The sequence below is a fragment of the Ehrlichia japonica genome (genome assembly GCF_000632845.1).
GTDB lineage: Bacteria > Pseudomonadota > Alphaproteobacteria > Rickettsiales > Anaplasmataceae > Ehrlichia > Ehrlichia japonica.
The window spans coordinates 263,841-287,413 of the sequence record NZ_CP007474.1; the positions used below are offsets into that span (position 1 = coordinate 263,841).

Here is a 23,573-nt window from a genome sequence, read left to right on the forward strand (position 1 = left end):
CCTCACAAATCTATTCCACTTTTTCCTCTCTAATTTTACCTTTGCTCGTCTATCTTACTTCTTAAAGTAGATATATCAGCTGCTCCACCGATAAATGTATCTCCTATTATAATGGCAGGAGTGCCTCTTATGTTCATATTCTCAGCTAACTTCCTGGTGGATTGTATCATTTTTTCTATAGTATTAGAATTCTTAGCTAGTGAAATTTTGAAATCTTCTTCAGCAATGCCTATTGATTTAACTATATTTAGTATAGATTCATCACTAAATTGTTGCTTATGGCTCAACGCTGCATAATAGAACTCTAGATACTTACTTGGATCTATCAAATGTATAGCTAATGCTGCCTGGACAGCTTTTAACGATGCCTCACCGAGTATAGGGAAATCCCTAAATATCACACGTACTTTACCATCCTGTACTATTTGTTTCATATCTTCAGACATCATCTTACAATAGCCACAAGAATAGTCAAAGAATTCTATAAATACAACGTTACTGTCTTTATTTCCAGCCGAAGGATATGAAGCATCCTCAAGTTCAGATTTGTATTTTTTTATATTTTCACTCATTTCTTCATTTTCTATTCGTGCTTGTCCTCTAGTAAGTAGATCAATCACTTTTTGAGGATAATTGGTGATGTATTCTTCAATGATTGAGACAATTGTATCTTTTTCTAGATTAACTTTGCCAGGTTTACTAGACAACCAATTGTTTATTAATGGAAAGCTTGCTACTAGCACTACTAAACTTAATAAAAATACAATCCTTAGCATCATTAATCCTAAAAAATATAGAATGTTAAATCTACTATAAGTTTCTAGTGAAGTCAATAAGAGAAATAACTGATAATATATCCTAAGTATATGATATATTTTAATGTTTGTGTTTTTAGTGGTTATACGTGTAAATTGTAATGTGAAAAACTGCATATATGAAACTGGAAGTGTATGTATTAAAGTGACTTATAATGTCAGTCTTATACTAAAATTACATAATGAATATATGTAATTTTTATATAGATTTATATAACTCTGTAAGGAGAAATCCTGATTGTTGTTTATAATGTTGAAAATATATTCATAGGTTTATAATGAAAGTTACTAATGATACTAAACAAGTATGTATTAGTGTAAAAATTTGGTTATGTGTATGTTGTATAGGCATATTGCTGATGGTATTAGTTGGAGGGGTAACACGTCTTACTCATTCTGGTCTATCGATTACCGAATGGAATCCTATTATTGGAATATTTCCACCAGGTAGCGAAAAAGCATGGATCAGAGAGAAAATGAAATATATGGCTACTCCAGAATTTGAATATCTTAATTCTAATATTACACTTCAAGAATTTAAAAAATTATATTTAATAGAATACTTTCATCGATTACTTGGAAGGATTGTTGGATTAATATTTTTAATCCCGTTTTTATATTTTACATATAAGAAAAAACTTAACAAAAATCTGATAATAAATTTTATAATTATTTGTTTGTTAATACTGTTTCAAGGAGTTATGGGATGGCTTATGGTAAAGAGTGGATTGATTGATCGTCCTCATGTAAGTCATTATAAATTAACAATGCATTTATTATTAGCATTATTGATTTTCTACCTTCTATGGCGACAATTTTTATTGTCTGTTACTTCTAAAGTAACTTGCAGGATTAAAGCCGATGGGACATTAATTTTTTCTGTGATTAGTATGTTGATTGTGATTCAAATAACATTTGGATCATTAGTTGCTGGATTAAATGCTGGATTATTGTATAAAACTATTCCTTTTTTGGGAGGAAAGTTAATGTTAGACGATTTATTACTAATGAAGCCACTATGGTATAATATAATTGATAATCCTGTTACAGTACAATTTATGCATGAAGTCATGGCAACCCTTATTTTAGTTATTATTGTTACAACTTTGTTAAAATTGAAATTGAATTTTGTATCAGCATATTTATTGCTGATATGTTTGTTTATTCAGTTAACATTGGGAATACTAACATTTATATATAATGTTCCTATAGTTATTGCTTCTTTACATCAAGTTACAGCTTTCATTTTATTTGCTATTAATACTTACTTATTGCATTGTATGAAATTGTCCAAGTTACAATGTATTCGATAAAGGGTTTATTATCTTAATAAATGATGTATGGGGATATTTTGTAGTTTTTGGTATGTGTATATCTCATGTATGTAGGCAAGCTGTTGTATGTACAGTGTGAATGTTATTTATACTTCTTCAATTTATTATACTATAATAAATTTAGGATTTTTGGAATGAATAATGTTAGGGTTCTTTGTATTGAAAAAGTCAGCATAAGATATATGAATATGCATTCCATTTAGATATGTCTAAATGTTTATTGAGAGTTATAGACATATAATCAAGTGGTGATTATGTATTTAGGATATGGCATAATGCTATAAACGGTTTGTTAATTAATGTTTTGAGATAAATTAGTATAGATAGGTATCATATTGCAAGCAATTGGGGTGCTGATTTTTAAAAATTTCAAGATTGATAACTTGGCATTCTCCATACATTTCTGCTTTACTATGGTCAGATATAATTACAATACTATTTTTTTGTTTTAATCTTGTGGAAATTAGCTCTAGTACTAATTCTTTTGTATGGATATCAAGATGAACAAAAGGCTCATCTATAACCCATATGTTGGTGTTGTATATTAATAACCTTGATAATGCAACTCTCCTTTTCCAACCAGATGATAAGTCCTTATATTTTATATCTAATACTAATTGTAATTTAAAGAAACATATTGTAGCTGCTATTAACTCATGATTATTTTTTAAATTGGCCCATAGTTGTATATTTTCTAGTACAGTAAGATTTTCACTACAAAAATTTTTGTGTCCTATGTAAGTGAGAGATGTAAAATATGTGTTGGAGTCGTGGATATTTTCTCCATCGTATTTTACACTTCCATGCGTTATAGGAATTAGTCCTGCAAATAATCTCAGTAAACTTGTTTTGCCGCTGCCGTTATTTCCTATAACTAATGTTAGTAAGTTTTGTTGTGTACTGAAATTTAGCTGAGAAAATAAACATCTGTTGTTCCTAATACAGGCAAGATCAGTACATTCTAGCATATTTTTTTACGTAAATGTAACTTAAAGGTTACACTTATACTTCCAATAGTAGATTTTTGCAAGTAGATTAATTATACAAGTGACATTAGTATACATATAGTTATTTATGTAAGTGCTATTAATTTAATTAGACTATCATCTTAAAGGTGCTGTTATCACTCATGATAAGATGCTAGATATAATAATCAAAATTAGAACATCTGCAAAAAATATAGATTACTATTAATGTGTTAGTGTAGCTTTTCTGTTGAACATAATTCTTATCTATTATTTACTATTGGTAGAGTAACATCTAATTGATTCATGTATTTTCCCTGCATTTCATTATAAGATAGATTGCATTTGCTATCTCCTTTTAAGAAGATAAATTGGCATGCACCTTCAAAAGCGTAGATCTTTGCTGGAAGAGGTGTAGTGTTTGAGAACTCTAAGGTTACATATCCTTCCCATCCAGGTTCCAGAGGTGTTACATTTACAATGATCCCACACCTTGCGTAAGTTGATTTACCAACGCACATTACAAGTATATCCTTTGGTATTTTGAAATATTCAACAGTTTTTGCTAGCACAAAGCTGTTTGGTGGAATAATACATACGTCTTCTTCTTTGTCTATGAAGCTTCCTAAAGGAAAATTCTTAGGGTCGACTGTTACTGAATGAACATTTGTAAATATCTTAAACTTATTATCTATTCTTGCATCGTATCCGTATGATGATAACCCATATGATAAGATTCCGTGACTCTCCTTATAATCGATAAATGGGTCAATCATTTTCTCTTTTATAGCCTTATCTTTTATCCAATGATCTGGCATAACTGGCATATTTAGTTCCTCGCATAACATCTTGTTAGATAGTGAAAAGACATTTACAATTAATCACTGGTTAATGCAAGTTTAAAATTATCTGTAGTTATAGTTTATGTAATATTCAACAAGTAAAGTTTAATCATGATTATTGAATATTATATGATAATCCATATTAGTCAATGACTATAAGGTCATAATTCATTAAGTTTTAATGTTGTAAAATTATCACAAGATAAGCATTCACATGTATTTACTTTTGGTTATTATTAGTTTGATGATCAAATGTGTATATTAATTGTAATGCTTTATGAGAATTATGATATCAAGATCTATAAGTTATTTGTGTAATTTTTATGAACATGGTTATTTGATTTTTAATAACCTTTGTGTCGGTTACTAAGTATTTGAAGATATTGCTGTTAATTAGGGTAGTTCGATTTTGATAAGGTTTTGTAATCCTTGTCTATAACTAGGGTATTGTAATGATATATTTAATTCGTTTTTTATCTTCAAATTGCTTACCAATTTCCTTTCAGAATAAAATTGTTTCATATTATCTGATAAATCTTCAAAGTGCATTGGTTTCGGTATTGTAGTGTTTAATAATTGAGCTCCATATTTAACTACGTTTGAATAGGATGATGGGAAATCATCTGAACAGTTATATACACTACCAGGGTTAGGATTGTGTATTGATGTGAATAAAATATTTGCTATATCGTCTACATGTATGCGAGAGAATATAGTGTTACTAATAACGTATTTAACATTACCTTGTATTAAACTACGTAGTACATTGCGAGTTGGTCCATATATACCTGCAAGTCTAAAGATGTGTATAGGGAGATTAGAGTTATACCATATTTTTTCTTGCTTTAACCTTCTAATACCGCTAGGAGTTGAGGGATTTGTTGAAGATGTTTCATCAATCCAATCTCCGTTGTGGTCACCATATACATTTGTTGCTGATAAATATCCTAGCCATTTAATTTTTTTTAAAGAATTGTAGTATTTTTGCAAAACGTCATCTCCCTCTGGTGGAATTGATATTAGTACATGTGTTACATCAGAGAAAATATATTCTGGCAATGGAAAATTATAATCTAATAAATGCACATTCTTGTTATGTGTATGTGTTACTTTATGGAATGATGTTCCACTGATTTTCCATTTCAAAGGTAGGAGTTTTTGTGTAAGGAACCTAGCTGTATATCCATACCCAAAACAAAATAGATGCATAGTCTGAAGTAAGTATAAATATATACCTGTATATACTTAATTTTGATTGAAATCAATGAATTATTAATATAATCTAATATTAAATAATATTAGTGTGTAATTTAATGTAGCTAATGATAAAAGCTGTATAGTGTGTTTCTGATCTAGTGTAAAAATTAATATTTTTCTTGCAAAAAATTATATTAACCTTTACCCTTGAACTAACATGGTATTGTATGTTTTAGTACATGTTATTATTAATTAGTATGTTCTTAGCAGTATAGTCTATGCGTTTATTTTAATTTTTAAGGATTTTTAATGTCTCAACGGTTAGTGGATGATTCAACTTACACTGGATATGTGAAGTGGTTTAGTTCAGAAAAGGGTTATGGTTTTATTTGTAAGGATCAGGGTAATAAAGTAAGGAATATTGGTCAAGATATTAAGGATATTTTTGTCCATATTACTGCACTGCAAAGAAGTAAAATTGATGGTTTAAGAGAAGGCCAAAAAGTTAAGTATCAGCTTGATAAAAATAATGGAAAGTTTTCAGCAGTTAACCTTGAGGTGTTAGAAGGCTAAGATCATATAATATAATACGCTATAAATATTTTAATGTTTTTATATATTGGGAATTTATAGCGTTCTTTTTTTTTTTTTTTTTTTTTTGATATTCTAAGTGTTAAGTTTCTTTAAGTTATTATTGTCTGCTATGTCAACCTAAGAAGCCGATTTGTTTACATTTGTTATAAGTAGTTTCTTCCGCATGTAATATCCTAATGAAAAACTGGTTTATAAAGGTATACAACAATATAAGTAGGTTTAAATTCTTTAAAATTATTGCTTCATTTTTAGCAATATCTATTTTTTTATTTTCAATTATAACCTATTGTGTTGTTTTTCATCACGATGATCCACTTGGGCCTGATCACAGCAAGGCTGTTAAGTTGGTATTTTTTGATCTGATATTATTTTTGCTATTGATTACTAGTGTATCTCATAAATTAATCAATATGTGGATACAAAAAAAAAGGGGACGTTTAGGGTTTCATTTACAAACAAAGATTGTTCTAATGTTTTCTGTAGTGGCTGTTATCCCAACAATTGTGATTTCAGGTTTTTCTACTTTATTTTTTAATTATAGCATTCAAGCTTGGTTTGATAAAAGAGTTGAAGCTGTGATGCATGAGTCTATACAAGTAGCAGAAGCTTATTTAAGAGAACATAAAAGAAATATTCGTTCTGATATTTTAGCTATTTCAGATTATATATCTGATCATAAGATAATATTAAATTATGATAAAGTAGCATTAAAAAATATTATAAGATCTAAAGCGGATTTACTGGGGTTAGCTGAGGTGTTGATTTTTGAACCAGGTAGAATATTGGCAAATAGTAGGTTTAGTTCTGTGCTAGGTTTTGATATGATTGAATGGTATGGTTTAAATGGCACAGATAATGATAGGATTGTTATTGTTATAAAAGAAGATATGATCCGTGCTTTCCTTTTGCTTGATAGATTCTCATCTACTTATATTATGGTAGGTCGTTTTATAGATAGAAAAGTCACTTCCCATTTGTTAGCAACAAAGGGGGCAGTTAAATCTTATAGGAATCTACAATCACAAATATCATCGTTACAAATACAGTTTTCTATGATATTTATTTTAATATCGTTATTACTGTTATTTACTGCTATTTGGTATGGAATTAATTTTTCTGGTGATATAGTTCGTCCATTATTAGATTTATTCTATGCTACACGTAAGATTCAAAAAGGTGATCTATCTTTCAGAATAGAGGAAGGGCGAATTGGAGAAGAAATGTCTACAATTGCGCGTGCATTCAATCAAATGACCTCACAGCTTAATAGTCAGCGTTCACAGTTAATAAAGCTTTATCAGGATATGAATGAGAGAAGGGAATTTATAGAAGCTGTTTTATCAGGTGTTTCTTCTGGAATAATAGCGGTTAATTGTGGGGGTATGATTACTTTGATGAATGATAAAGCAAAGGAGTTATCAGCTCCTAATGATATTCTTCATGCAGAGCTTAGTGATGTGTTTCCTGAAATGTCTGAGTTGATTAAAAGTGCGAAAATGCAAGATGAGATTACTGTTTTAAGGAATAGGAAGTCTTTTACTTTATCTGTGAGAATAAAAGTACTTGGTAGTATTAATAAAGGATATATTATTACATTTGATGATATTTCAAGTTTAGTTGATGCGCAGAGGTCAGCTGCATGGTCTGATGTTGCAAGAAGAATAGCTCATGAAATAAAGAATCCTATTACTCCAATATATCTTGCTGCTGAAAGGTTAAGTAGTAAGTATCAACATGAAATTGTTTCTGATAAGGAGAGTTTTGGAAGATATATTGATACAATAATTCGCCATGTTACAAGTATTAGATGTATTGTTGATGAGTTTGCTAAATTTGCAAAAATGTCAGATCCTGTGTTAGTCAGACATGACATTTGTAGCGTAATAAAAGAGTTGGCGTTTTCTGGACAGTTTAGTCGTGGTGTTGTGCATTATGAGTTGAACATACCAAGTCAGCCAATTTTTGTTGTATTAGATAAAAGTCAGATTAATCATGTTTTTATTAATTTATTCAAAAATGCATGTGAATCAATTGACATGAAATCTAATATGCAAGGTCTAATAACAATTAGTGTAGTTGATAATAAAGATCATGTTAGTGTGCAAATTCAAGATAATGGAATAGGATTTCCAGAGGAACTTATAGAGAAACTTACAGAACCTTATGTTACAACTCGTGTTCAAGGCACAGGACTGGGTTTGTCCATAGTGAAAAAAATACTAGATGAGCATAATGCAACAATAGGTTTTTATAATATAAAAGATGGTGGTATGGTTAAGTTGACATTTATGAAATGTCAAGATTATCAAGATAATTAAAAGTTATATAAGTTTTGACAATTTTGTTTATTGTTAATAATAAAATTAATATTAATCTGCTATTTCGGTTTTAGATGGTTTTCAGGATAAATAATAATCTAATATAAATTGATAATATATGTGAAATGTTGATATGCTATTGGTAATTTTAATAGATATTAAAGCAGATTCATCCTGTGTGATGACTTGATATGAGGTATTCCTATATTGGAGTTTTTTAGATTGTGGAGAAAAATGAAAGTATATGTTAATTGATGATGTTAAAGAATTAGAACGTATATGTAATCGGTTACTTGTGTTACAGCCTGAATTTATTGCAGTTGATACTGAATTTATAAGAAGTAGTAGTGAATATTATCCTAGATTGTGTTCAGTACAAATTGCATATGCTAAAGAACATTTTGTTATTGATGTTTTAGCAAATGGCATGGATTTATCGGCTTTAGGAGATATTTTTTATAATAAAAATATAATAAAAGTTTTTCATGATTGTAGACAAGATGTGGATGCATTGTTAACAAAATTTCCAAAAATTCCTAGCCCTATATTTGATACTCAAATTGCTGCTATGTTTTGTTATTGTTATGATAATTCAGTTGGATATTCTAAGTTGGTAGAGCAATTTTTAGGTATTTCATTAGATAAACTGAGTTTTAAAAGATCTAACTGGGAGCTTCGTCCACTATCTGCTGATAAAATTCAATATGCACTGAACGATGTTATATATTTATATGAACTTTATAAAATGTTGTATAACAATTTAGTAGATGCTGGGAGGCTATTGTGGTTTTTGGAAGAAATGGATAATATAGTGTCGCAGGAGGCTAATTATAGTAATATTTGTGATATTCCGGATTTTACTTCTGATATTACAAAAGAGGAAGTTATTGTTGTTAAATCTGTTATTGAATGGCGAGAAAAATTAGCTCAGTTTTTTAATTTAAACCGTGAATTTATATTAAAGAACAAAATGGTGCTGTATTTAGTTAGAGATTTTATAAAAAAAAGTGATATTACCACTTTAAGTAAATACATAAAGAAGGAATATTTATCATATGATACAGTATCTGATCTTTTTAAAGTTATTGATAGTAATCATTCTGTTGATGTTAATAGTTTATGTGGTGTAAATGTTAATAATTATAATCAATCTGTTTTAAATATACTGCTCATATTATTGTATAATATATGCTATAAAAGCAATATCTCACAAAAGTTGGTTGCTTCTAAAGGCAGTCTAGTTAGATTTCTTAATGGTAAATTTAGTCATATCATGAAAGGTTGGAGGTATGAATTTTTTGGATGCGAAGTTGAAAAATTTATGCAAGGTAAATCTAAAATTATAGTTTCAGCGCAAGTGTTAGATAATAATTATATGGACATTGTGACTACTTTGACAGAAATGTAGACTTAGCATTATTAAGTAATGGTATAGAAGTTATTCTGTCAAGTATTGAATAATAACTATGTGAATCTTGTAGTTATCTTATTAAAAATAAGGGTTTTAATTTAATGCTTTTGATTGCAGAAAGAATTTTCTGTATTAAATATTGAATAATAGCTAATAGATATATAAGGATTTTGATAGAAGTGTAGGTTAGTCTTATTAATTTTAAAGTAGATTTTATATCAAGTGTTTGGTAATCGCCATACAGGTATTATGATGTACTTTCATGAAAGTGTAGGTTAGTGTAGTTGATTACAAAATGTGTGTTGGATAGAAAAAATTTGAATATGTATTCTCCATTTACAAAATGATTTTAAAGTTGTTGTGTCGTAATTTATAAAAGGCTGTAGTATTATGATATAAAGTTTAACATAATGACAAAAAGGACAATTATATATTATAATACTAACAGATGTCATATAGTAGCGTTGAATATAAAAGTGGTATTTGTTAAGATGAGAGCTTTCAAGATTACTTATAACTGAAAATTGTTTTTGATATGAAAGTTTAACTCTCATTCTGTTCAGTGTATTGTAGCCATAAATCTTCAGTTAAGATCTGTATATTGAGGGATTGTGCTTTTTTATATTTTGACCCTGGGTTGTTACCTATAATCAAGAAATCTGTATTTTTTGATAATGATGAAGACACTTTTGCTCCTGCAGCTTCTGACCTTACTTTTGCTTCAGATCTTGACATGCTTGATAGTTCGCCAGTAAAAACTATGGTTTTTCCATGGATAAGTGATAAATAAGAAGTAGAATTTGTATCTGTTATTGTTAGGTATTTTACCAAATCATTAATCATATTTAAGTTATGTTGTTCAGTAAAAAACATTTTTAGCGAACTTATAGTTTTGGATCCTATTTGTTGTATATTGAGTAAATAATTTTCATCCTGCGCGAGTTTAAGCATTTCATTATACCATTTTTCATATGATGAGAAATATTTGGCGAGTATTTTTGCTATATATTTTCCTACAAACCTGATTCCTAATGCGAAAATAAAGTTTTCTAAACTAATTACTTTGCTGTTGTTTATTGCAGAGAATAAATTACTTATGGATCTCTCACCCCATCCATGTAATGACTCTAATTTAAAATCGCTATTACTTATTTTTTCTTCTAATCTAAATATATCAACAATGCTTGTTATGAATCCTTGCTCATAAAAAAATAATAATTGTTTTTTCCCAAATCCTATAATGTTGAAAGCATCTTTTGAAACAAAATGCTTTATTTTTTCTAAGACTTGGTCTTTACAAAATAATTCTCCGGTACAATATATTGATGCTTCTTGTTTTGCCTGGTATAAACTGCTACCACATGATGGACATGTTGTTGGAAAAGCAAATTTTGTTAATTCTTGAGTTCTTAGGTTTTTGTCTACATCAACTACTTGAGGTATTACATCTCCTGCTCTTTTGACAATGACGTAGTCACCTTCACGTATATCTTTACGCTCTATTTCATTTTTATTATGTAAACTTGCTCTTGTAACTACAACCCCACCAATATTTATGGGAGAAAGTTCTGCAATGGGTGTTAGTACACCAGTTCTCCCAATTTGTATAGAAATTTTTTTTAGTTGAGTTTTTGCTTCTGCAGCAGGGAATTTATAAGCTATAGCCCATCTTGGTGATTTACTTGTGTTTCCGAGAATATGTTGTGATTTTATATCATTGATTTTGTATATTATACCATCAATATCATAATTGATGTTGCTTCTATTGTTATAAACTTGATTGTAAAAGTTAAAAGCTTTTTCAATATTGCTTGTAGTAATAGTATGTTCATTTACACAAAAACCCCAAGTTTTTAATTGGTCTAGTAGTTCTTCTTGTGTTACACATGTAGTGTTGACTATTGTGTACATAAAATATTTTAATTTGCGTTGAGCAGTAATATTATAGTCTAATTGTCTTACGGACCCAGCTGCAGCATTACGTGGATTTGCAAAGTTATTTCCATCATTATTAAGTTGTATAAAATCACTGCGATTTATGTATATTTCCCCTCTTACTTCTAGGAGATCTGGTGCGTTGTGAATAATGTGTGGTAGATTTTTTATAATTTTAACATTGTTCGTAATATTCTCGCCAAAATATCCATCGCCTCTCGTAGATGCTTGAGAAATTTCTCCTTTTCTATATATAACGGAGAATGATAGTCCATCGATTTTTAATTCACAAGACATGGATATTGATTGATCATCATTCATATTTAAGAGCTTTTTAGTTCTTGTTATAAATTTCTCTACATCTTGCTGATTAAAGGCATTATCTAAGGAGAGCATCTTCTCTTCATGTTTAACTTTGGCAAACCTTATATCCGGAGAACTACCTACATTATCTTGGTAACCGTTACTTGATACAAGTCTTGGAAAAGCTTTAAGGATTAGATTTCTTTTACGACATAACTCATCATACTCAGCATCACTTATTTCTGGATTATCTTGTACATGATAAAGAATATCATGACGCTGTATTTGTTTATTTAATTTCTCTAACTCTAGCTTAGCTTCTTCTTGCTTGACCATGATTAACTAAAATAAACATATTTGCACTATTGAGCTACAATTAAATTGTTTTTGCTTAGCAATTCTTGGAGTTCTCCACTGTGATACATTTCCTTAACTATATCACAGCCACCAATAAACTCACCCTTGATATATAATTGTGGAATAGTAGGCCAGTTTGTAAATTCTTTAATAGCTTCACGTAATTCTAAATCTTCTAATACGTTAATACTCTTGAATTTAACATTCATTTTTTTTAAGATGCTAACTACTACACTAGAGAATCCACATTGTGGGAAGTCAGCATCGCCTTTCATGTATAGGACTACATCATTATTTTCTATATCGTGTTTTATTTTGTCTGTTATATTACTTGTCATAGTATATTATTTACATCCCGTTTGTATTTGTATTGCATGTATATTTAATCCATCTAGTATTTTATATATCATTCTATGCTGTTCTAGTTTTGATTTTCCTTGAAACCGATTTGAGATTACCTTAACTGAATAGTGGTTATTATCATCTACAAGACTAGTAACGGTTATTTCAGCTTCTGGAAAAGCATCCCTTATTAGAAGTTCTAACTGAGATTGTGTAACAGCCATTACTTAATAAATCATAAATTGATATAAAACCATCCTACTATAACATATTTTAATATACAGGTAAATAGTTAAAGATATTGAAGTATATAGTTAGATCTGTAAGACATGAGTTGTTGAAAATTATTTCTACTATCTTTAAATGTATTTTGTATGAATTTTTGAGGATGTATTTATAAGTATCTGGTGATTGAATGTTAAAGGATTGTCATGGATAGTATTATCAAAATATTAACCTTAGCATTTCTACTGTATAAGTTTTAGTATTTGCTCTTCCCATATATCTTTAGATATACTGCCATGTATGTGTAATAATATTTTACCATTTTGGTCAAGTACAAAAGTTTCAGGGACTCCAGTTACTCCTAACACATTACCTACTTTCCCAGAGTAATCTTTTGCTATTTTAGTGTATGGATTTCCATGATTTTTAAGCCATTCTTGTACCTTATATTCTGTATCGAGATAATCTATTCCGTATATTTTTATTATGTTTTTCTTAGCAATTTCTACCCATAAACTGTGTTCTTCTTGACATGTTGTACACCAAGAGGCAAATACATTGAGTATATATGGGTGCCCAATTAAATCATTTGTATCAAATACTTGGTCTTCTGTAAAAAGTATAGGTAGTACTATTCTGTTTGTGACATCAGTTGTAACATTTTGATTTAATAAAATTTTTGTAAATATCACAACAAAGATTAGAAAACATATTAGTAAAGCTGTGCCGATTATTCTCATAGTTCAATAAGATATTTTTTTAGTGTATTTATATGACCTATTTCTACGATATTAATCTCAGAAAAGATATGCTTATTATTAAATGGAATGATAGCTTTTGTAAAGCCTAGTTTATAAGCTTCCTTTAAACGTGCATCAATATTTGATATGTTTCTTACTTCTCCTGACAAAGCAATTTCTCCTAATATTATTGTTGAAGATGGTATAGCTATATTAATGAAGCTCGATATTAAAGATGCTGCAATAGCTAAATCTGCAGCTGGTTCACATATTTTTAGTCCGCCAGCGATATTAAGATATACTTCTTTGTCTCCTAGAAATATATTACATTTTGCAGTTAGTACAGCGATGATCATTGCTAACCTATTAACATCCCAACCAACTACTGCTCTTCTTGGAGTAACCATATGAGTGTTTGCAATTAATGATTGTATTTCCATTAATATAGGTCTTGATCCTTCAATACCAGCAAAAACTGCGCTACCAACTATATTATTATTTTGTGATTTAGCTAGAAAGAGAGATGATGGATTTTTTACAGGTATTAGTCCTTTATCAGACATCTCAAATACACCTATTTCATTAGTAGGTCCGAATCTATTCTTTACTGTGCGTAAAATGCGTAATTGACTATTACTTTCTCCTTCAAAATATAATACTGTGTCTACCATATGCTCTAAAGTTTTTGGTCCAGCTATTTGCCCATCTTTTGTTATTTGTCCTAATATGAATAGTATGATATTGTGTTGTTTTGAAAAAGTAATCAACTCGTGGGTACACATCCGTATTTGTACTACTGTTCCAGGTGATGATGATATTCTACTATCATATATAGTTTGTATTGAATCAATAACAACGCACTTAAAATCTTTATTTTTTTTAAGAGAAGAGATAATATCTGATAATGATGAAGTGGATAATAATTGAATATTAGATTGATTAATTTGTAGTCGGTCTGCTCTGATTCTGATTTGATCTATAGATTCTTCACCTGAGACATAAAGACATATGGGAAGACACTTATCTAAAATTGCTGTTAATTGCAGTAAAAGTGTTGATTTTCCTACACCAGGTTCTCCTCCTATAAGGGTGCTACTTCCTAATACTATTCCACCTCCAAATACTCTATCTAATTCATTTATTTTAGTAATAAAGCGTGATGGAGTTACAATATTTTTATCAGATAATGAACTTAACTTTACTTCAGGATTATATTGTGTATTTATTAAATGTTCTGTAGCTGTTTCACCAATAATACTATCCCAACTACCGCATGCATTACATTTACCAACCCACCTATGTGTTTGATTGCCACAAACTTGGCAGACATAGAGGATTTTTGTAGACATATCTATAGTTATAAGTTGTGCTATTTCTTAAGTTGATTCTAACAAATAAAAGGTATATTTGCTACTGTAAGTTTTTTTGTATAATTAATTATGTTTTTAGTTAGGATGTACGGGAAAAACAAGCATTTCATTATAAAGGAAATTATCTAGTTATGTCAGAATCTAAAAATGGTTTTTATTTGTATATTAATAAAAGTACATTTTTATATACGGTCCCTGATAGTACATTAAATTAACAGACTTAAATTAGTAAGTATCAACATACAGAATAAATAAGAATTTTAAGTTAAATTGAACATAGTTATTCAATATTTTTTATTTAGGTTAATTGAAATATCCATATATTGTTTTATGTTTAAGTATGTTTTAGGAAAGTACGGATATTATTTAGGGGTCATATTTTATTGACGTAAAAAGTATGTAGTGTTATTAACTGGTGAAGTGTTGGAAAAGGGATTAATTAATATAATGAAAAAGGAAGCAGGGCATATACAGGATTTAATAGATAGAGAGTTAGCTTCCTCTAGAATTGAAGAAGGTAGTGGAATTACTGGTTATACAGTAAGTTTTATAGCGTTTTTATGGGCTTGTTTTCAGTTGTTTATAGCATCTCCATTACCTTTTTGGTTAGTTGATCATGGATTAGAATGGGCAATGCTTCCTGATATTAAGTCTCGAGCTATTCATTTAGCATTTGCATTTTCATTGTTATTTTTATTTTTACCTATATCTAAGAATTTTAGTCGAAATCTTAAAGCATTAGATTGGATTTCTTCAATATTGTCGTGCATATCGGTATTGTATATTGTTGTGTTTTATGAAGATTTATTTTTCAGAATTGCGATGCCTAATGATGTTGATTTAATCATAGCATTTTTTGGGCTTTTTTTCTTACTGGAAGGGGCAAGGAGGGCTATTGGAGCTCCTATATCTATTATTGCTTTAATGTTTTTAGTGTATGCTTATTTAGGGAGATATGCTCCAGATATTATTGCTCATAAAGGGCATAATTTTTCTGCTATAGCGTCTCATGAGTGGTTATCTTCTGAAGGAGTATTTGGTATAGCACTTGCTGTATCGTGTAACTTTGTATTTTTGTATGTTTTGTTTGGTGCTTTTCTAGATAAAGCAGGAGCTGGAAATTTTTTTATTAAACTTTCGTTTGCTTTGCTTGGTAGATTTGTTGGTGGTCCAGCTAAGGCTGCAGTTATTGCTTCCGGGTTTATGGGCATGATGTCTGGCTCTTCTGTTGCTAATACTATTACTATAGGGTCTTTCACAATTCCTTTAATGAAAAAAATGGGTCTTAGTGCTGAAAAAGCAGCTGCTATAGAAGTATCAGCTGGTGTTAATGGGCAAATTATGCCTCCAGTAATGGGTGCAGCAGCGTTTTTAATGTCTGAATTCTTGTCTATTCCTTATGCTACTATTGTGAAGTATGCTTTTGTACCTGCGATTATGGTATATGTCACTTTACTTTATATTGTACATCTAGAAGCATGTAAATTAGATATGCGTCCTGTGCTTGATCTCACTAAGGCGAGATCTGTTTATTTAAGTCTTTTAAGATTTCTTATATCTGTTGCTTGTTTGGTTGTTGTTTCATGTGTCATCTATGTTCTGATAGAGGGAGTTAGTATATATGGGTTCTATATACCTGGTGTTAAGGCTATATTCCTGGATAAAAGTATATATTGCATAGCATTAATTTTAATTTCTGTGTATGTTGGCATATTATTTTATCAATTTAAAGGCGTACGTAAGAGTAATGTAGAAGGTGTTGAAGAGGAAGATAAGTATCCAAAGCTATCAGAAACTTTTAAATATGGTATTCATTATTTTATTCCAATTTTTATTTTAGTATGGTGTTTAATCGTTGAGAAATTATCTTCTGCATTATCTTGTTTTTGGACAAACTTATTTTTGATCTTTATGTTGCTTACTAAAGATGTGATATATGCGTTGTTTGATAGACAAATATTGAGTTTGTGTTCTGTATTTTGTAGAGGTGTTAAGCAAGTATATGAAGCTATGGTTGTGGCTTCTAAAAATATGATTGCTATTGCAGTAGCAACTGGTGCAGCAGGAATAATAGTAGGAGCAGTATCATTGACTGGGTTTGGTTTGTCAATTAGTGGGTTGCTTGATTCTATAGCTCATGGTAATTTGTTTTTTTCATTATTAGTTACAGCAGTAATATGTATAGTGTTGGGGATGGGTATGCCCGCAACAGGGTGTTATATCATAGTATCTACACTCATGGCTCCGATTTTAACTTCTGTTATACATAAGAATGGTTTGTATGTTCCTCAGATAGCTATTCATTTGTTTGTATTTTATTTTGGAATTATGGCAGATGTAACTCCTCCTGTTGGGATAGCTTCTTATGCTGCAGCTGCTATTGCAAAAGGTAATGCATTTAAAACAGGAATACAGTCTTTCTTATATAATATAAGGACTATGATTGTTCCTTTTTTATTTATATACAATAGTGAACTTATTTTATATGATATTACAAATATCTGGGATAATGTTTTTATAATTTTTGTCTCTTTAGTTGGTATATTGAGTGTTTCTGCAGCAATGCAGGGATATTTTATTAGGAAGAGTAAGTTATACGAATCTATTATGCTTTTAATGGTAGGTGTAGTACTAATTATGCCTAATTATATTGCTAAATTATTTGTATCTCCTTATGATCCTGTGCCATTCTCTAAATTAAATGATACATTGGTAATTTTGAAAGATAGTTCTGTGAAGCTTACTGTAGAAAGTAAGAATCAATCTGATCAAGTAATCAAAGAAATAATTATTCCATTAAAGGATAAGATACAAGATTTTGAATATCAAGGTACGTTACTTGATCTTTTGAGTCAAAAGGTTGGTATTACTGTTGATATAGATAACATATCTAATAGCCGTCTAGAAATTAAAGATATAGCGAGTTGGAGCTATATAGAACCATCTGACATGGATGATAGTTATTCTATTGTAGAATTGACATTATCATCAAAGAAATATTATCATGTTATTTATGTTTATTTGATAGCTGTGATTCTGTTAGCTATAGTAGTCTTTTTACAAACTAGAGAGAGTGATTTTGTGAAGCGGGAAATAGGTTTATGTTAGATGTAACAGTAATTGGGATTATATTACTATCAGTTATGATTGGCCTTTTTAGGGGATTCATTAAAGAAATATTTGGATTGTTTGGTATCTGTGTATCAATATTATTAACTATGCGATATCGGGATTATTTTTCTAGCTTATATAGTAAATATGTTGTTTCTGAGATTATATCGGAGGTTTTATCTACGATTACTGTTTTTATCTTGATCATTATTGTTATGATTGTTGTTAATGGATGGATTATGAATCTTTTGTCTTCAGCAAGGTGTAGTGTGATTGATAGATTTGGTGGATTGTTGATAGGATTTATGAGAGGGATAGTTTTTGCTTACTTTCTGTTTTTCATTATAGAAACCTCTTGTTATGCGTTATTGCCTACAACAAAAGAAGATAAAGAGGTATTGCCTGATTGGTTTGTAAATTCATATTATTACAATATATTTTATCTCTTTAATACTTATGTAGATGGAATAATGCCAGAATCTACTCATGACAAGATTCAAGAGGTGGAATCTGCAGTGCAGGATATTCTTGAAAAAAAATATACTGCTAGTAACTTAAAAAAGAAAAAGTCCAAGAGTAGAGAGGAAGCTAAAACTTAAAGATTTAAGATTGTTAACTAGTGTATATTATCTAGTGTATGTCAAATGATAAAAACATTTCATTAGAAAAATAATTAACTTGATTATAGTGTAATATTTTATATAATGGCGTAGTTAGTTTTTGTTAAGGAGAAGATGTGCCTTTATATGAGTTTACTTTTATAGCACAGCAAGGTTTAACTCAGTATGAGTTAGAAGGTTTGGTTAAGGGGTTATCGTCCTTGTTAACAAAAAATGGTGCTGACCTTCTTAAGTATGAATATTGGGGGCTTTTAGATTTTGCTTATACCATAGATAAGATGAATAAAGGGCATTATTGCATGATATATATAAAAGCAACTCCTAGTAGCATGGATGAATTTAAGCGTAAGGTGAGATTGAATGAAGATATCTTACGGTTTCTGTGCCTTAAGAAAGATAAGTTACCGAAAGGTGATTCTTTGATGATACAAGCAAGTCAAGTATAGTTGGATATTTATTATGTTTAAAAAAAATAAAAGAGCAAGTTCTAATAATTCAGGAGCGACTGCTTATTCTCCATTAGCTTATCTCAAAAGGCCGTATTTTAAGAGGTCTAAAGCTTGTCCGTTAGAACAATGTCCAAATGAAGATATAGATTATAAGAATAAAGCTCTGTTATCTAAATTTACCTCGGAGTATGGGCGTATATTACCTAGTAGGATTACTTCTGTTTCTTCTAGGAAGCAGAGATTATTATCTACTGCTGTGAAAAGAGCTCGTTATTTAGCCTTATTGCCTTATTGTTGATATTTATTTGTAGGTTAATATGTTATCAATTATTCTAAAAGAAGGTGTTAGAAATCTTGGTAAAGCAGGGTTGGTTGTTCAAGTAAAGCCAGGATATGCTAGGTATTTGTTAACACAAAAAAAGGCAGTTAGGGCTACTAAGGAGAATTTAAAAAACTTAAAAGATCAATATTCACTTATCGAAAGAGAGAATTTAAAAAAATTAGAGGCAGCTAAAGTTTTAAAATCATCTTTGGAAGGTGAATTATTAATTATAACTAAACAGGCAGCTGACGACGGAAAACTGTTTGGTTCTGTGACACCAAAGTGCATTTCTAAGTTATTGTCTGATAAGGGATATGATATACATTACCGTAGTATATTTTTTTATTCTGTAATTAAGTACATTGGGGAATATGTAGTGAATTTAGAATTACATCCTGAATTAGTGCTTCCTATCACGCTTTATGTAGTGAGAAATGAGTTAGGTGCTACGCAAGCGCAAAAATTGCATGCAGAAAAGAAGAAAAAGTTAGAGAAAGAAAAAGCTGAAGAAGGAAGTGATGTAGGAAATGAGGGTTTAAAGCTTGATAGCGTTGGTGATGATATAGATAGTGGTAATGTAGACAAGTAATAAAAATTAAGAAGAAAGTAACATTCCTACCTAAAATAATAGATAAGAGAGTTATATCTAATATTGTAATAACGCTGTTAAGGTTTTTTTATAGTTTGTTACGGGGTTCTTTCTATGGTTAGGTATATCTTAGATAACGATTTACAAGAGATTGATGCTGAGGTTTTCGATTGTATTTCTGGAGAATTAAATCGACAAAATTCTGAACTGCAATTAATAGCATCAGAGAACTTTGTTAGTAAGGCGGTATTACAAGCTCAAGGTTCTATATTCACAAATAAGTATGCTGAAGGTTATCCAGGTAAAAGGTACTATTGTGGGTGTCATTTTGCAGATATTGTTGAAAATTTAGCAATTGAGCGTTTGTGTAGATTATTTGGGTGTAAGTTTGCGAATGTTCAGCCACATTCTGGCTCGCAAGCTAATCAGGGGGTGTTTGCTGCATTATTAAAACCAGGTGATACTGTAATTGGTATGTCACTTGATTGTGGTGGTCATTTGACTCATGGTTCTGCTCCTAGTATTTCTGGAAAGTGGTTTAATGCTGTTCAGTATCAAGTTAATCGTGACACTGGCTTAATAGATATGGATGAGATAGAAAAATTAGCTATTGAACATAATCCATCGTTAATTATTGCTGGTTCATCTTCTTATCCTCGTGTGATAGATTTTAAAAGATTTAGAGAAATAGCTGATAAAGTTGGAGCGTATCTTCTAGCTGATATAGCACATTATGCTGGATTGATTGCTGCTGGAGAATTTCCTTCACCTGTTGAATATGCGCATGTTATTACCTCTACTACCCATAAGACATTGCGTGGTCCTAGGGGAGCAGTGATAATGACTAATCATGAGGATATTTATAAGAAGATTCAGTCTTCTATCTTTCCCGGTATGCAAGGAGGACCATTAATGCATGTTATTGCTGCTAAAGCTGTAGCATTCGGAGAAGCATTGAAACCTAATTTTAAAGATTATGCACAACAAATAATAAAAAATTCTAGAACTTTAGTTGAAGTTTTTAAAGAAAGAGGATTTGATGTTGTTACAGGTGGTACAGATTCTCATATGGTTGTTCTTGATTTACGTTCTAAGAGTGTTACAGGTAAAGATGCAGTTCTTGCTTTAGAGAGATTAGGAGTTATTTGTAATAAAAATGCTATTCCTTTTGATCCAGAAAAACCTTTTATAACTTCTGGCTTGCGGTTTGGTAGTGCTGCTGAGACGTCCAGAGGATTACAAGAATCAGAATTTAAAAAGATTGGTAATATAGTTTGTGATGTTGTTGATAATTTAAAAGCTAGTGATAGTGTTAGGTTATCTATTGAACAAGATGTAATAAAGAAAGTTAAGGAATTAACTTCTGATTTCACTTCTTAAGTAAATATCAAGTAATATCATATAAGATCTTAAAAATGTGAAAAAAAATTTAATTCTTATTAATTGATGTTACATACTTTCTTAAGTGTGGTAAACGTATAGTTGATTTTATTTTTACATTTGCTGATGAAGGTTCATATTATATAAATATACGTCACTGTAAACTAAATGATAAAGGAGGAAGAAGTGTCGAACTCTTTATGTATTTCTGATTTTCAAAGTTTATCTTATAATCTCTTAAATACTTTAACTGAGATGATAGATAAAGTAGACATTGATGGGGTATTGGAATGTGAAAATTACGATGGGGTAGTTAAGATATCAGATAGCCAAGGTAATGTATATGTTATTAACAAACATGAGCCTTCTATGCAAATTTGGATTGCTTCCCCTATTAGTGGGTCAGTACGATTTAGTTATGATGAATCCTCGAATACATGGATAAGTGATAAAAATGATGAACTATTTGATTTTTTAAGATCTGAAATAAGGATATTATTTGATATTGTGATATAAAAATGAAAGTATTATTTCAATTTGTAAAACCTCATTTATTGTATTTCATATTTGCATATTTAGTTGTAGCTATTTCTTCTGTAACAATTTTAGCGTTTGGTTATGGATTGCATAATTTAGTAGATTTATGGGTTGCAACTTCTGATGTTGTATCTATAAATAACTCCTTATTATTTTTGTTTGTTGTGGTTTTAATAGTAGCGTTGACAGCCTTTTTGCGATTATGGCTTACTGGCTATGGGAGTGAAAAAGTTGTTCTTGATATTAGATTGAAGTTGTATAATAAAATCATACATTTTTCTCCAAGATTTTTTGAGAATAATAGTATATCAAGCTTGATTACACGATTAATGGCAGATACGTCAACACTTCAAGTAATTTTAAGTGCTGGTATGTCAACAGTACTTAGAAATGCAACTACTTTGCTTGGTAGTATTGTAATGTTAGTACATACTAATTTTAAATTAACTATGTATACTATAGTAGTGATTCCTGTTATTCTAATAATCTTAACTGTTCTTGGTAAAAAAGTAAAATTGTTATTGCGTAAAGTACGTGTAAATCTAGATAATATAACTTCTTTTGTTGAGGAGACATATCGTGGTATATATGTTATCCAATCTTTTTCAAAAGAAGAGATAACAAAACAAAAATTTTCAAATTTACTTACTAGTGCACTGAATGTGACAAGTAGGTATATTGTTTTACGTGCATTATTGGTGACATTAATTATAACTTCTGTAATGCTATCTATAGGATTTGTTTTATCACTTGGGATCAAGGAAGTATTAAGTAATAATATAACTGTTGGTTCTCTGTTTTCTTTTATATTTTATGCAGCAATAGCTGCTGGTTCAGTTAATAATATGGGGGATAATTTTAATGATATACAGAGAGCTATAAGAATTGCGGAAGATATTTCTAAAATATTGTTAATGCCAGAAGATATTACTGAAGTAAAAGATCCATATGAGATTCAGGAAATAAAAGATAAAATTTCAATCAATGATGTGACTTTTTGTTATCCTAGTAAGCTAGATGATCCTGCATTAAAGAGGGTATCATTTACTATTGATAAAGGCCAAGTGGTTGCTTTGGTTGGCCCTTCTGGTAGTGGTAAAAGTACAATAATAAATATACTATTACGTTTCTATGATGTGAATGCAGGAAATGTAACTATTGATGGTATTGATATAAAAGAATTATCCTTAAAAAATCTGCGTTCTCTTTTTAGTATTATTCCTCAAAGCCCTATAATGTTTTCTGGAACAATATGGGATAATATAACTTATGGGGTAACTAATGCTGTGTATGAAGATGTAAGAAATGCAGCAAAAATAGCTTGTATTCTTGATTTTATAGAAAATTTACCAAATAAATTTGATTCTTTAGTTGGAGAAAGGGGATTATGTTTATCTGAAGGGCAAAAACAAAGGATTGCGATAGCAAGAGCTGTTTTGAAGGGTTCAGGTATGCTGATATTAGATGAGGCAACATCATCTTTAGATTCAAAAAATGAGCAACTAATACATGATGCCTTAGATAATTTGAAAAGTAATAAAACAATGCTTGTAATAGCTCATCGGTTATCAACTATTGTTAAGGCAGATAAGATAATTGTTTTTAATAATGGATGTATTGATGACATAGGTACTCATAAGTCATTGATGTGTAAGCAGAATGGTTTGTATACAAAATTAGCAAAGTTGCAATTATCAAGTGATCATTTTTCAGAAAGTATTTGATCTAGTAAAATGATTCCTATTGTGTAAGTAATTTTGTTAAATTTTTAGTAGAAAAATTGTTGCAATTTATGTAATCAGAAAAAGTATAGAAGT

21 protein-coding genes are annotated in these 23,573 nt (G+C 29.9%); 12 read left to right on the forward strand and 9 right to left on the reverse strand.

Annotated elements, in window-relative coordinates:
• Nucleotides 1-35: 35 nt before the first annotated feature.
• Nucleotides 36-779 carry a DsbA family protein gene (locus EHF_RS01065; RefSeq protein ID WP_052349266.1) on the reverse strand — a complete coding sequence of 248 codons (744 nt, stop codon included), beginning with the start codon at nucleotides 777-779 and terminating at the stop codon, nucleotides 36-38.
• Nucleotides 780-1,093: 314 nt separating this feature from the next.
• On the opposite strand from EHF_RS01065, the gene EHF_RS01070 reads away from it, so the two are divergent.
• On the forward strand, nucleotides 1,094-2,128 hold the full coding sequence (locus EHF_RS01070) for a COX15/CtaA family protein (RefSeq protein ID WP_044194181.1): 1,035 nt from the start codon (nucleotides 1,094-1,096) through the stop codon (nucleotides 2,126-2,128).
• Between the two features lie 335 nt (nucleotides 2,129-2,463).
• Here EHF_RS01070 and ccmA read toward each other — a convergent pair whose 3' ends face one another.
• From ccmA to EHF_RS01085, 3 genes are all read right to left on the reverse strand, one after another.
• Nucleotides 2,464-3,117 carry a heme ABC exporter ATP-binding protein CcmA gene (gene ccmA / locus EHF_RS01075; RefSeq protein WP_044194183.1) on the reverse strand — a complete coding sequence of 218 codons (654 nt, stop codon included), beginning with the start codon at nucleotides 3,115-3,117 and terminating at the stop codon, nucleotides 2,464-2,466.
• Nucleotides 3,118-3,377: 260 nt separating this feature from the next.
• Nucleotides 3,378-3,941 (reverse strand): dCTP deaminase, encoded by a 564-nt coding sequence (gene dcd / locus EHF_RS01080; RefSeq protein WP_044195790.1) that lies wholly within the window; start codon nucleotides 3,939-3,941, stop codon nucleotides 3,378-3,380.
• A gap of 408 nt (nucleotides 3,942-4,349) precedes the next feature.
• The gene (locus tag EHF_RS01085; protein WP_044194185.1) at nucleotides 4,350-5,165 is read right to left on the reverse strand and encodes an SDR family oxidoreductase; all 816 of its coding nucleotides are present in this window, start codon (nucleotides 5,163-5,165) and stop codon (nucleotides 4,350-4,352) included.
• Between the two features lie 297 nt (nucleotides 5,166-5,462).
• Between EHF_RS01085 and EHF_RS01090 the strand changes: the two genes are divergently transcribed.
• The 3 genes from EHF_RS01090 (at nucleotide 5,463) to EHF_RS01100 (ending at nucleotide 9,473) form a co-directional block, all read left to right on the forward strand.
• Nucleotides 5,463-5,726: a cold-shock protein gene (locus EHF_RS01090; RefSeq protein ID WP_044194186.1), complete on the forward strand. Its 264-nt coding sequence runs from the start codon at nucleotides 5,463-5,465 to the stop codon at nucleotides 5,724-5,726.
• 197 nt (nucleotides 5,727-5,923) lie between these two features.
• The gene (locus EHF_RS01095) at nucleotides 5,924-8,065 is read left to right on the forward strand and encodes a sensor histidine kinase NtrY-like (protein WP_044194188.1); all 2,142 of its coding nucleotides are present in this window, start codon (nucleotides 5,924-5,926) and stop codon (nucleotides 8,063-8,065) included.
• 244 nt (nucleotides 8,066-8,309) lie between these two features.
• Nucleotides 8,310-9,473, forward strand: coding sequence for a ribonuclease D (locus EHF_RS01100; protein WP_044194190.1), 1,164 nt, complete (start codon nucleotides 8,310-8,312; stop codon nucleotides 9,471-9,473).
• Nucleotides 9,474-10,019: 546 nt separating this feature from the next.
• Here EHF_RS01100 and ligA read toward each other — a convergent pair.
• From ligA to radA, 5 genes are all read right to left on the reverse strand, one after another.
• Nucleotides 10,020-12,050, reverse strand: a complete 2,031-nt coding sequence (ligA, locus tag EHF_RS01105) for an NAD-dependent DNA ligase LigA (protein ID WP_044194192.1) — start codon at nucleotides 12,048-12,050, stop codon at nucleotides 10,020-10,022.
• A gap of 26 nt (nucleotides 12,051-12,076) precedes the next feature.
• Nucleotides 12,077-12,409 (reverse strand): Grx4 family monothiol glutaredoxin, encoded by a 333-nt coding sequence (grxD, locus tag EHF_RS01110; protein ID WP_044194195.1) that lies wholly within the window; start codon nucleotides 12,407-12,409, stop codon nucleotides 12,077-12,079.
• A 6-nt stretch (nucleotides 12,410-12,415) separates the two neighbouring features.
• A complete protein-coding gene (locus tag EHF_RS01115) occupies nucleotides 12,416-12,637 on the reverse strand; it encodes a BolA/IbaG family iron-sulfur metabolism protein (protein ID WP_044194197.1) in 222 nt (73 codons plus the stop codon).
• Nucleotides 12,638-12,880: 243 nt separating this feature from the next.
• Nucleotides 12,881-13,378 carry a DsbE family thiol:disulfide interchange protein gene (locus EHF_RS01120; RefSeq protein ID WP_044194201.1) on the reverse strand — a complete coding sequence of 166 codons (498 nt, stop codon included), beginning with the start codon at nucleotides 13,376-13,378 and terminating at the stop codon, nucleotides 12,881-12,883.
• On the reverse strand, nucleotides 13,375-14,727 hold the full coding sequence (gene radA / locus EHF_RS01125) for a DNA repair protein RadA (RefSeq protein WP_044194203.1): 1,353 nt from the start codon (nucleotides 14,725-14,727) through the stop codon (nucleotides 13,375-13,377). Before radA ends, EHF_RS01120 begins: the two co-directional genes overlap by 4 nt.
• A gap of 468 nt (nucleotides 14,728-15,195) precedes the next feature.
• Between radA and EHF_RS01130 the strand changes: the two genes are divergently transcribed.
• From EHF_RS01130 to EHF_RS01165, 8 genes are all read left to right on the forward strand, one after another.
• Complete coding sequence (locus EHF_RS01130) at nucleotides 15,196-17,856, forward strand: TRAP transporter permease (RefSeq protein ID WP_044195794.1); 2,661 nt, start codon at nucleotides 15,196-15,198, stop codon at nucleotides 17,854-17,856.
• The gene (locus tag EHF_RS01135) at nucleotides 17,850-18,458 is read left to right on the forward strand and encodes a CvpA family protein (protein WP_044194205.1); all 609 of its coding nucleotides are present in this window, start codon (nucleotides 17,850-17,852) and stop codon (nucleotides 18,456-18,458) included. Before EHF_RS01130 ends, EHF_RS01135 begins: the two co-directional genes overlap by 7 nt.
• Before the next feature lie 137 nt (nucleotides 18,459-18,595).
• A complete protein-coding gene (rpsF, locus tag EHF_RS01140; RefSeq protein ID WP_044194208.1) occupies nucleotides 18,596-18,925 on the forward strand; it encodes a 30S ribosomal protein S6 in 330 nt (109 codons plus the stop codon).
• Nucleotides 18,926-18,938: 13 nt separating this feature from the next.
• Complete coding sequence (rpsR, locus tag EHF_RS01145) at nucleotides 18,939-19,226, forward strand: 30S ribosomal protein S18 (protein WP_044194211.1); 288 nt, start codon at nucleotides 18,939-18,941, stop codon at nucleotides 19,224-19,226.
• Nucleotides 19,227-19,245: 19 nt separating this feature from the next.
• The gene (rplI, locus tag EHF_RS01150; RefSeq protein WP_044194213.1) at nucleotides 19,246-19,839 is read left to right on the forward strand and encodes a 50S ribosomal protein L9; all 594 of its coding nucleotides are present in this window, start codon (nucleotides 19,246-19,248) and stop codon (nucleotides 19,837-19,839) included.
• 114 nt (nucleotides 19,840-19,953) lie between these two features.
• Nucleotides 19,954-21,219 (forward strand): serine hydroxymethyltransferase, encoded by a 1,266-nt coding sequence (glyA, locus tag EHF_RS01155; RefSeq protein ID WP_044194216.1) that lies wholly within the window; start codon nucleotides 19,954-19,956, stop codon nucleotides 21,217-21,219.
• A gap of 186 nt (nucleotides 21,220-21,405) precedes the next feature.
• Nucleotides 21,406-21,735, forward strand: coding sequence for an iron donor protein CyaY (cyaY, locus tag EHF_RS01160; RefSeq protein ID WP_044195795.1), 330 nt, complete (start codon nucleotides 21,406-21,408; stop codon nucleotides 21,733-21,735).
• A 2-nt stretch (nucleotides 21,736-21,737) separates the two neighbouring features.
• Complete coding sequence (locus tag EHF_RS01165) at nucleotides 21,738-23,480, forward strand: ABC transporter ATP-binding protein (protein WP_044194219.1); 1,743 nt, start codon at nucleotides 21,738-21,740, stop codon at nucleotides 23,478-23,480.
• Nucleotides 23,481-23,573: the final 93 nt, after the last annotated feature.

Bases quoted from the DNA above. Each gene is read 5' to 3' on its own strand.
- EHF_RS01065 (WP_052349266.1), bottom strand. From the start codon at position 779: ATGATGCTAAGGATTGTATTTTTATTAAGTTTAGTAGTGCTAGTAGCA.
- EHF_RS01070 (WP_044194181.1), top strand. From the start codon at position 1,094: ATGAAAGTTACTAATGATACTAAACAAGTATGTATTAGTGTAAAAATT.
- ccmA (WP_044194183.1), bottom strand. From the start codon at position 3,117: ATGCTAGAATGTACTGATCTTGCCTGTATTAGGAACAACAGATGTTTA.
- dcd (WP_044195790.1), bottom strand. From the start codon at position 3,941: ATGCCAGTTATGCCAGATCATTGGATAAAAGATAAGGCTATAAAAGAG.
- EHF_RS01085 (WP_044194185.1), bottom strand. From the start codon at position 5,165: ATGCATCTATTTTGTTTTGGGTATGGATATACAGCTAGGTTCCTTACA.
- EHF_RS01090 (WP_044194186.1), top strand. From the start codon at position 5,463: ATGTCTCAACGGTTAGTGGATGATTCAACTTACACTGGATATGTGAAG.
- EHF_RS01095 (WP_044194188.1), top strand. From the start codon at position 5,924: ATGAAAAACTGGTTTATAAAGGTATACAACAATATAAGTAGGTTTAAA.
- EHF_RS01100 (WP_044194190.1), top strand. From the start codon at position 8,310: ATGTTAATTGATGATGTTAAAGAATTAGAACGTATATGTAATCGGTTA.
- ligA (WP_044194192.1), bottom strand. From the start codon at position 12,050: ATGGTCAAGCAAGAAGAAGCTAAGCTAGAGTTAGAGAAATTAAATAAA.
- grxD (WP_044194195.1), bottom strand. From the start codon at position 12,409: ATGACAAGTAATATAACAGACAAAATAAAACACGATATAGAAAATAAT.
- EHF_RS01115 (WP_044194197.1), bottom strand. From the start codon at position 12,637: ATGGCTGTTACACAATCTCAGTTAGAACTTCTAATAAGGGATGCTTTT.
- EHF_RS01120 (WP_044194201.1), bottom strand. From the start codon at position 13,378: ATGAGAATAATCGGCACAGCTTTACTAATATGTTTTCTAATCTTTGTT.
- radA (WP_044194203.1), bottom strand. From the start codon at position 14,727: ATGTCTACAAAAATCCTCTATGTCTGCCAAGTTTGTGGCAATCAAACA.
- EHF_RS01130 (WP_044195794.1), top strand. From the start codon at position 15,196: ATGAAAAAGGAAGCAGGGCATATACAGGATTTAATAGATAGAGAGTTA.
- EHF_RS01135 (WP_044194205.1), top strand. From the start codon at position 17,850: ATGTTAGATGTAACAGTAATTGGGATTATATTACTATCAGTTATGATT.
- rpsR (WP_044194211.1), top strand. From the start codon at position 18,939: ATGTTTAAAAAAAATAAAAGAGCAAGTTCTAATAATTCAGGAGCGACT.
- rplI (WP_044194213.1), top strand. From the start codon at position 19,246: ATGTTATCAATTATTCTAAAAGAAGGTGTTAGAAATCTTGGTAAAGCA.
- glyA (WP_044194216.1), top strand. From the start codon at position 19,954: ATGGTTAGGTATATCTTAGATAACGATTTACAAGAGATTGATGCTGAG.
- EHF_RS01165 (WP_044194219.1), top strand. From the start codon at position 21,738: ATGAAAGTATTATTTCAATTTGTAAAACCTCATTTATTGTATTTCATA.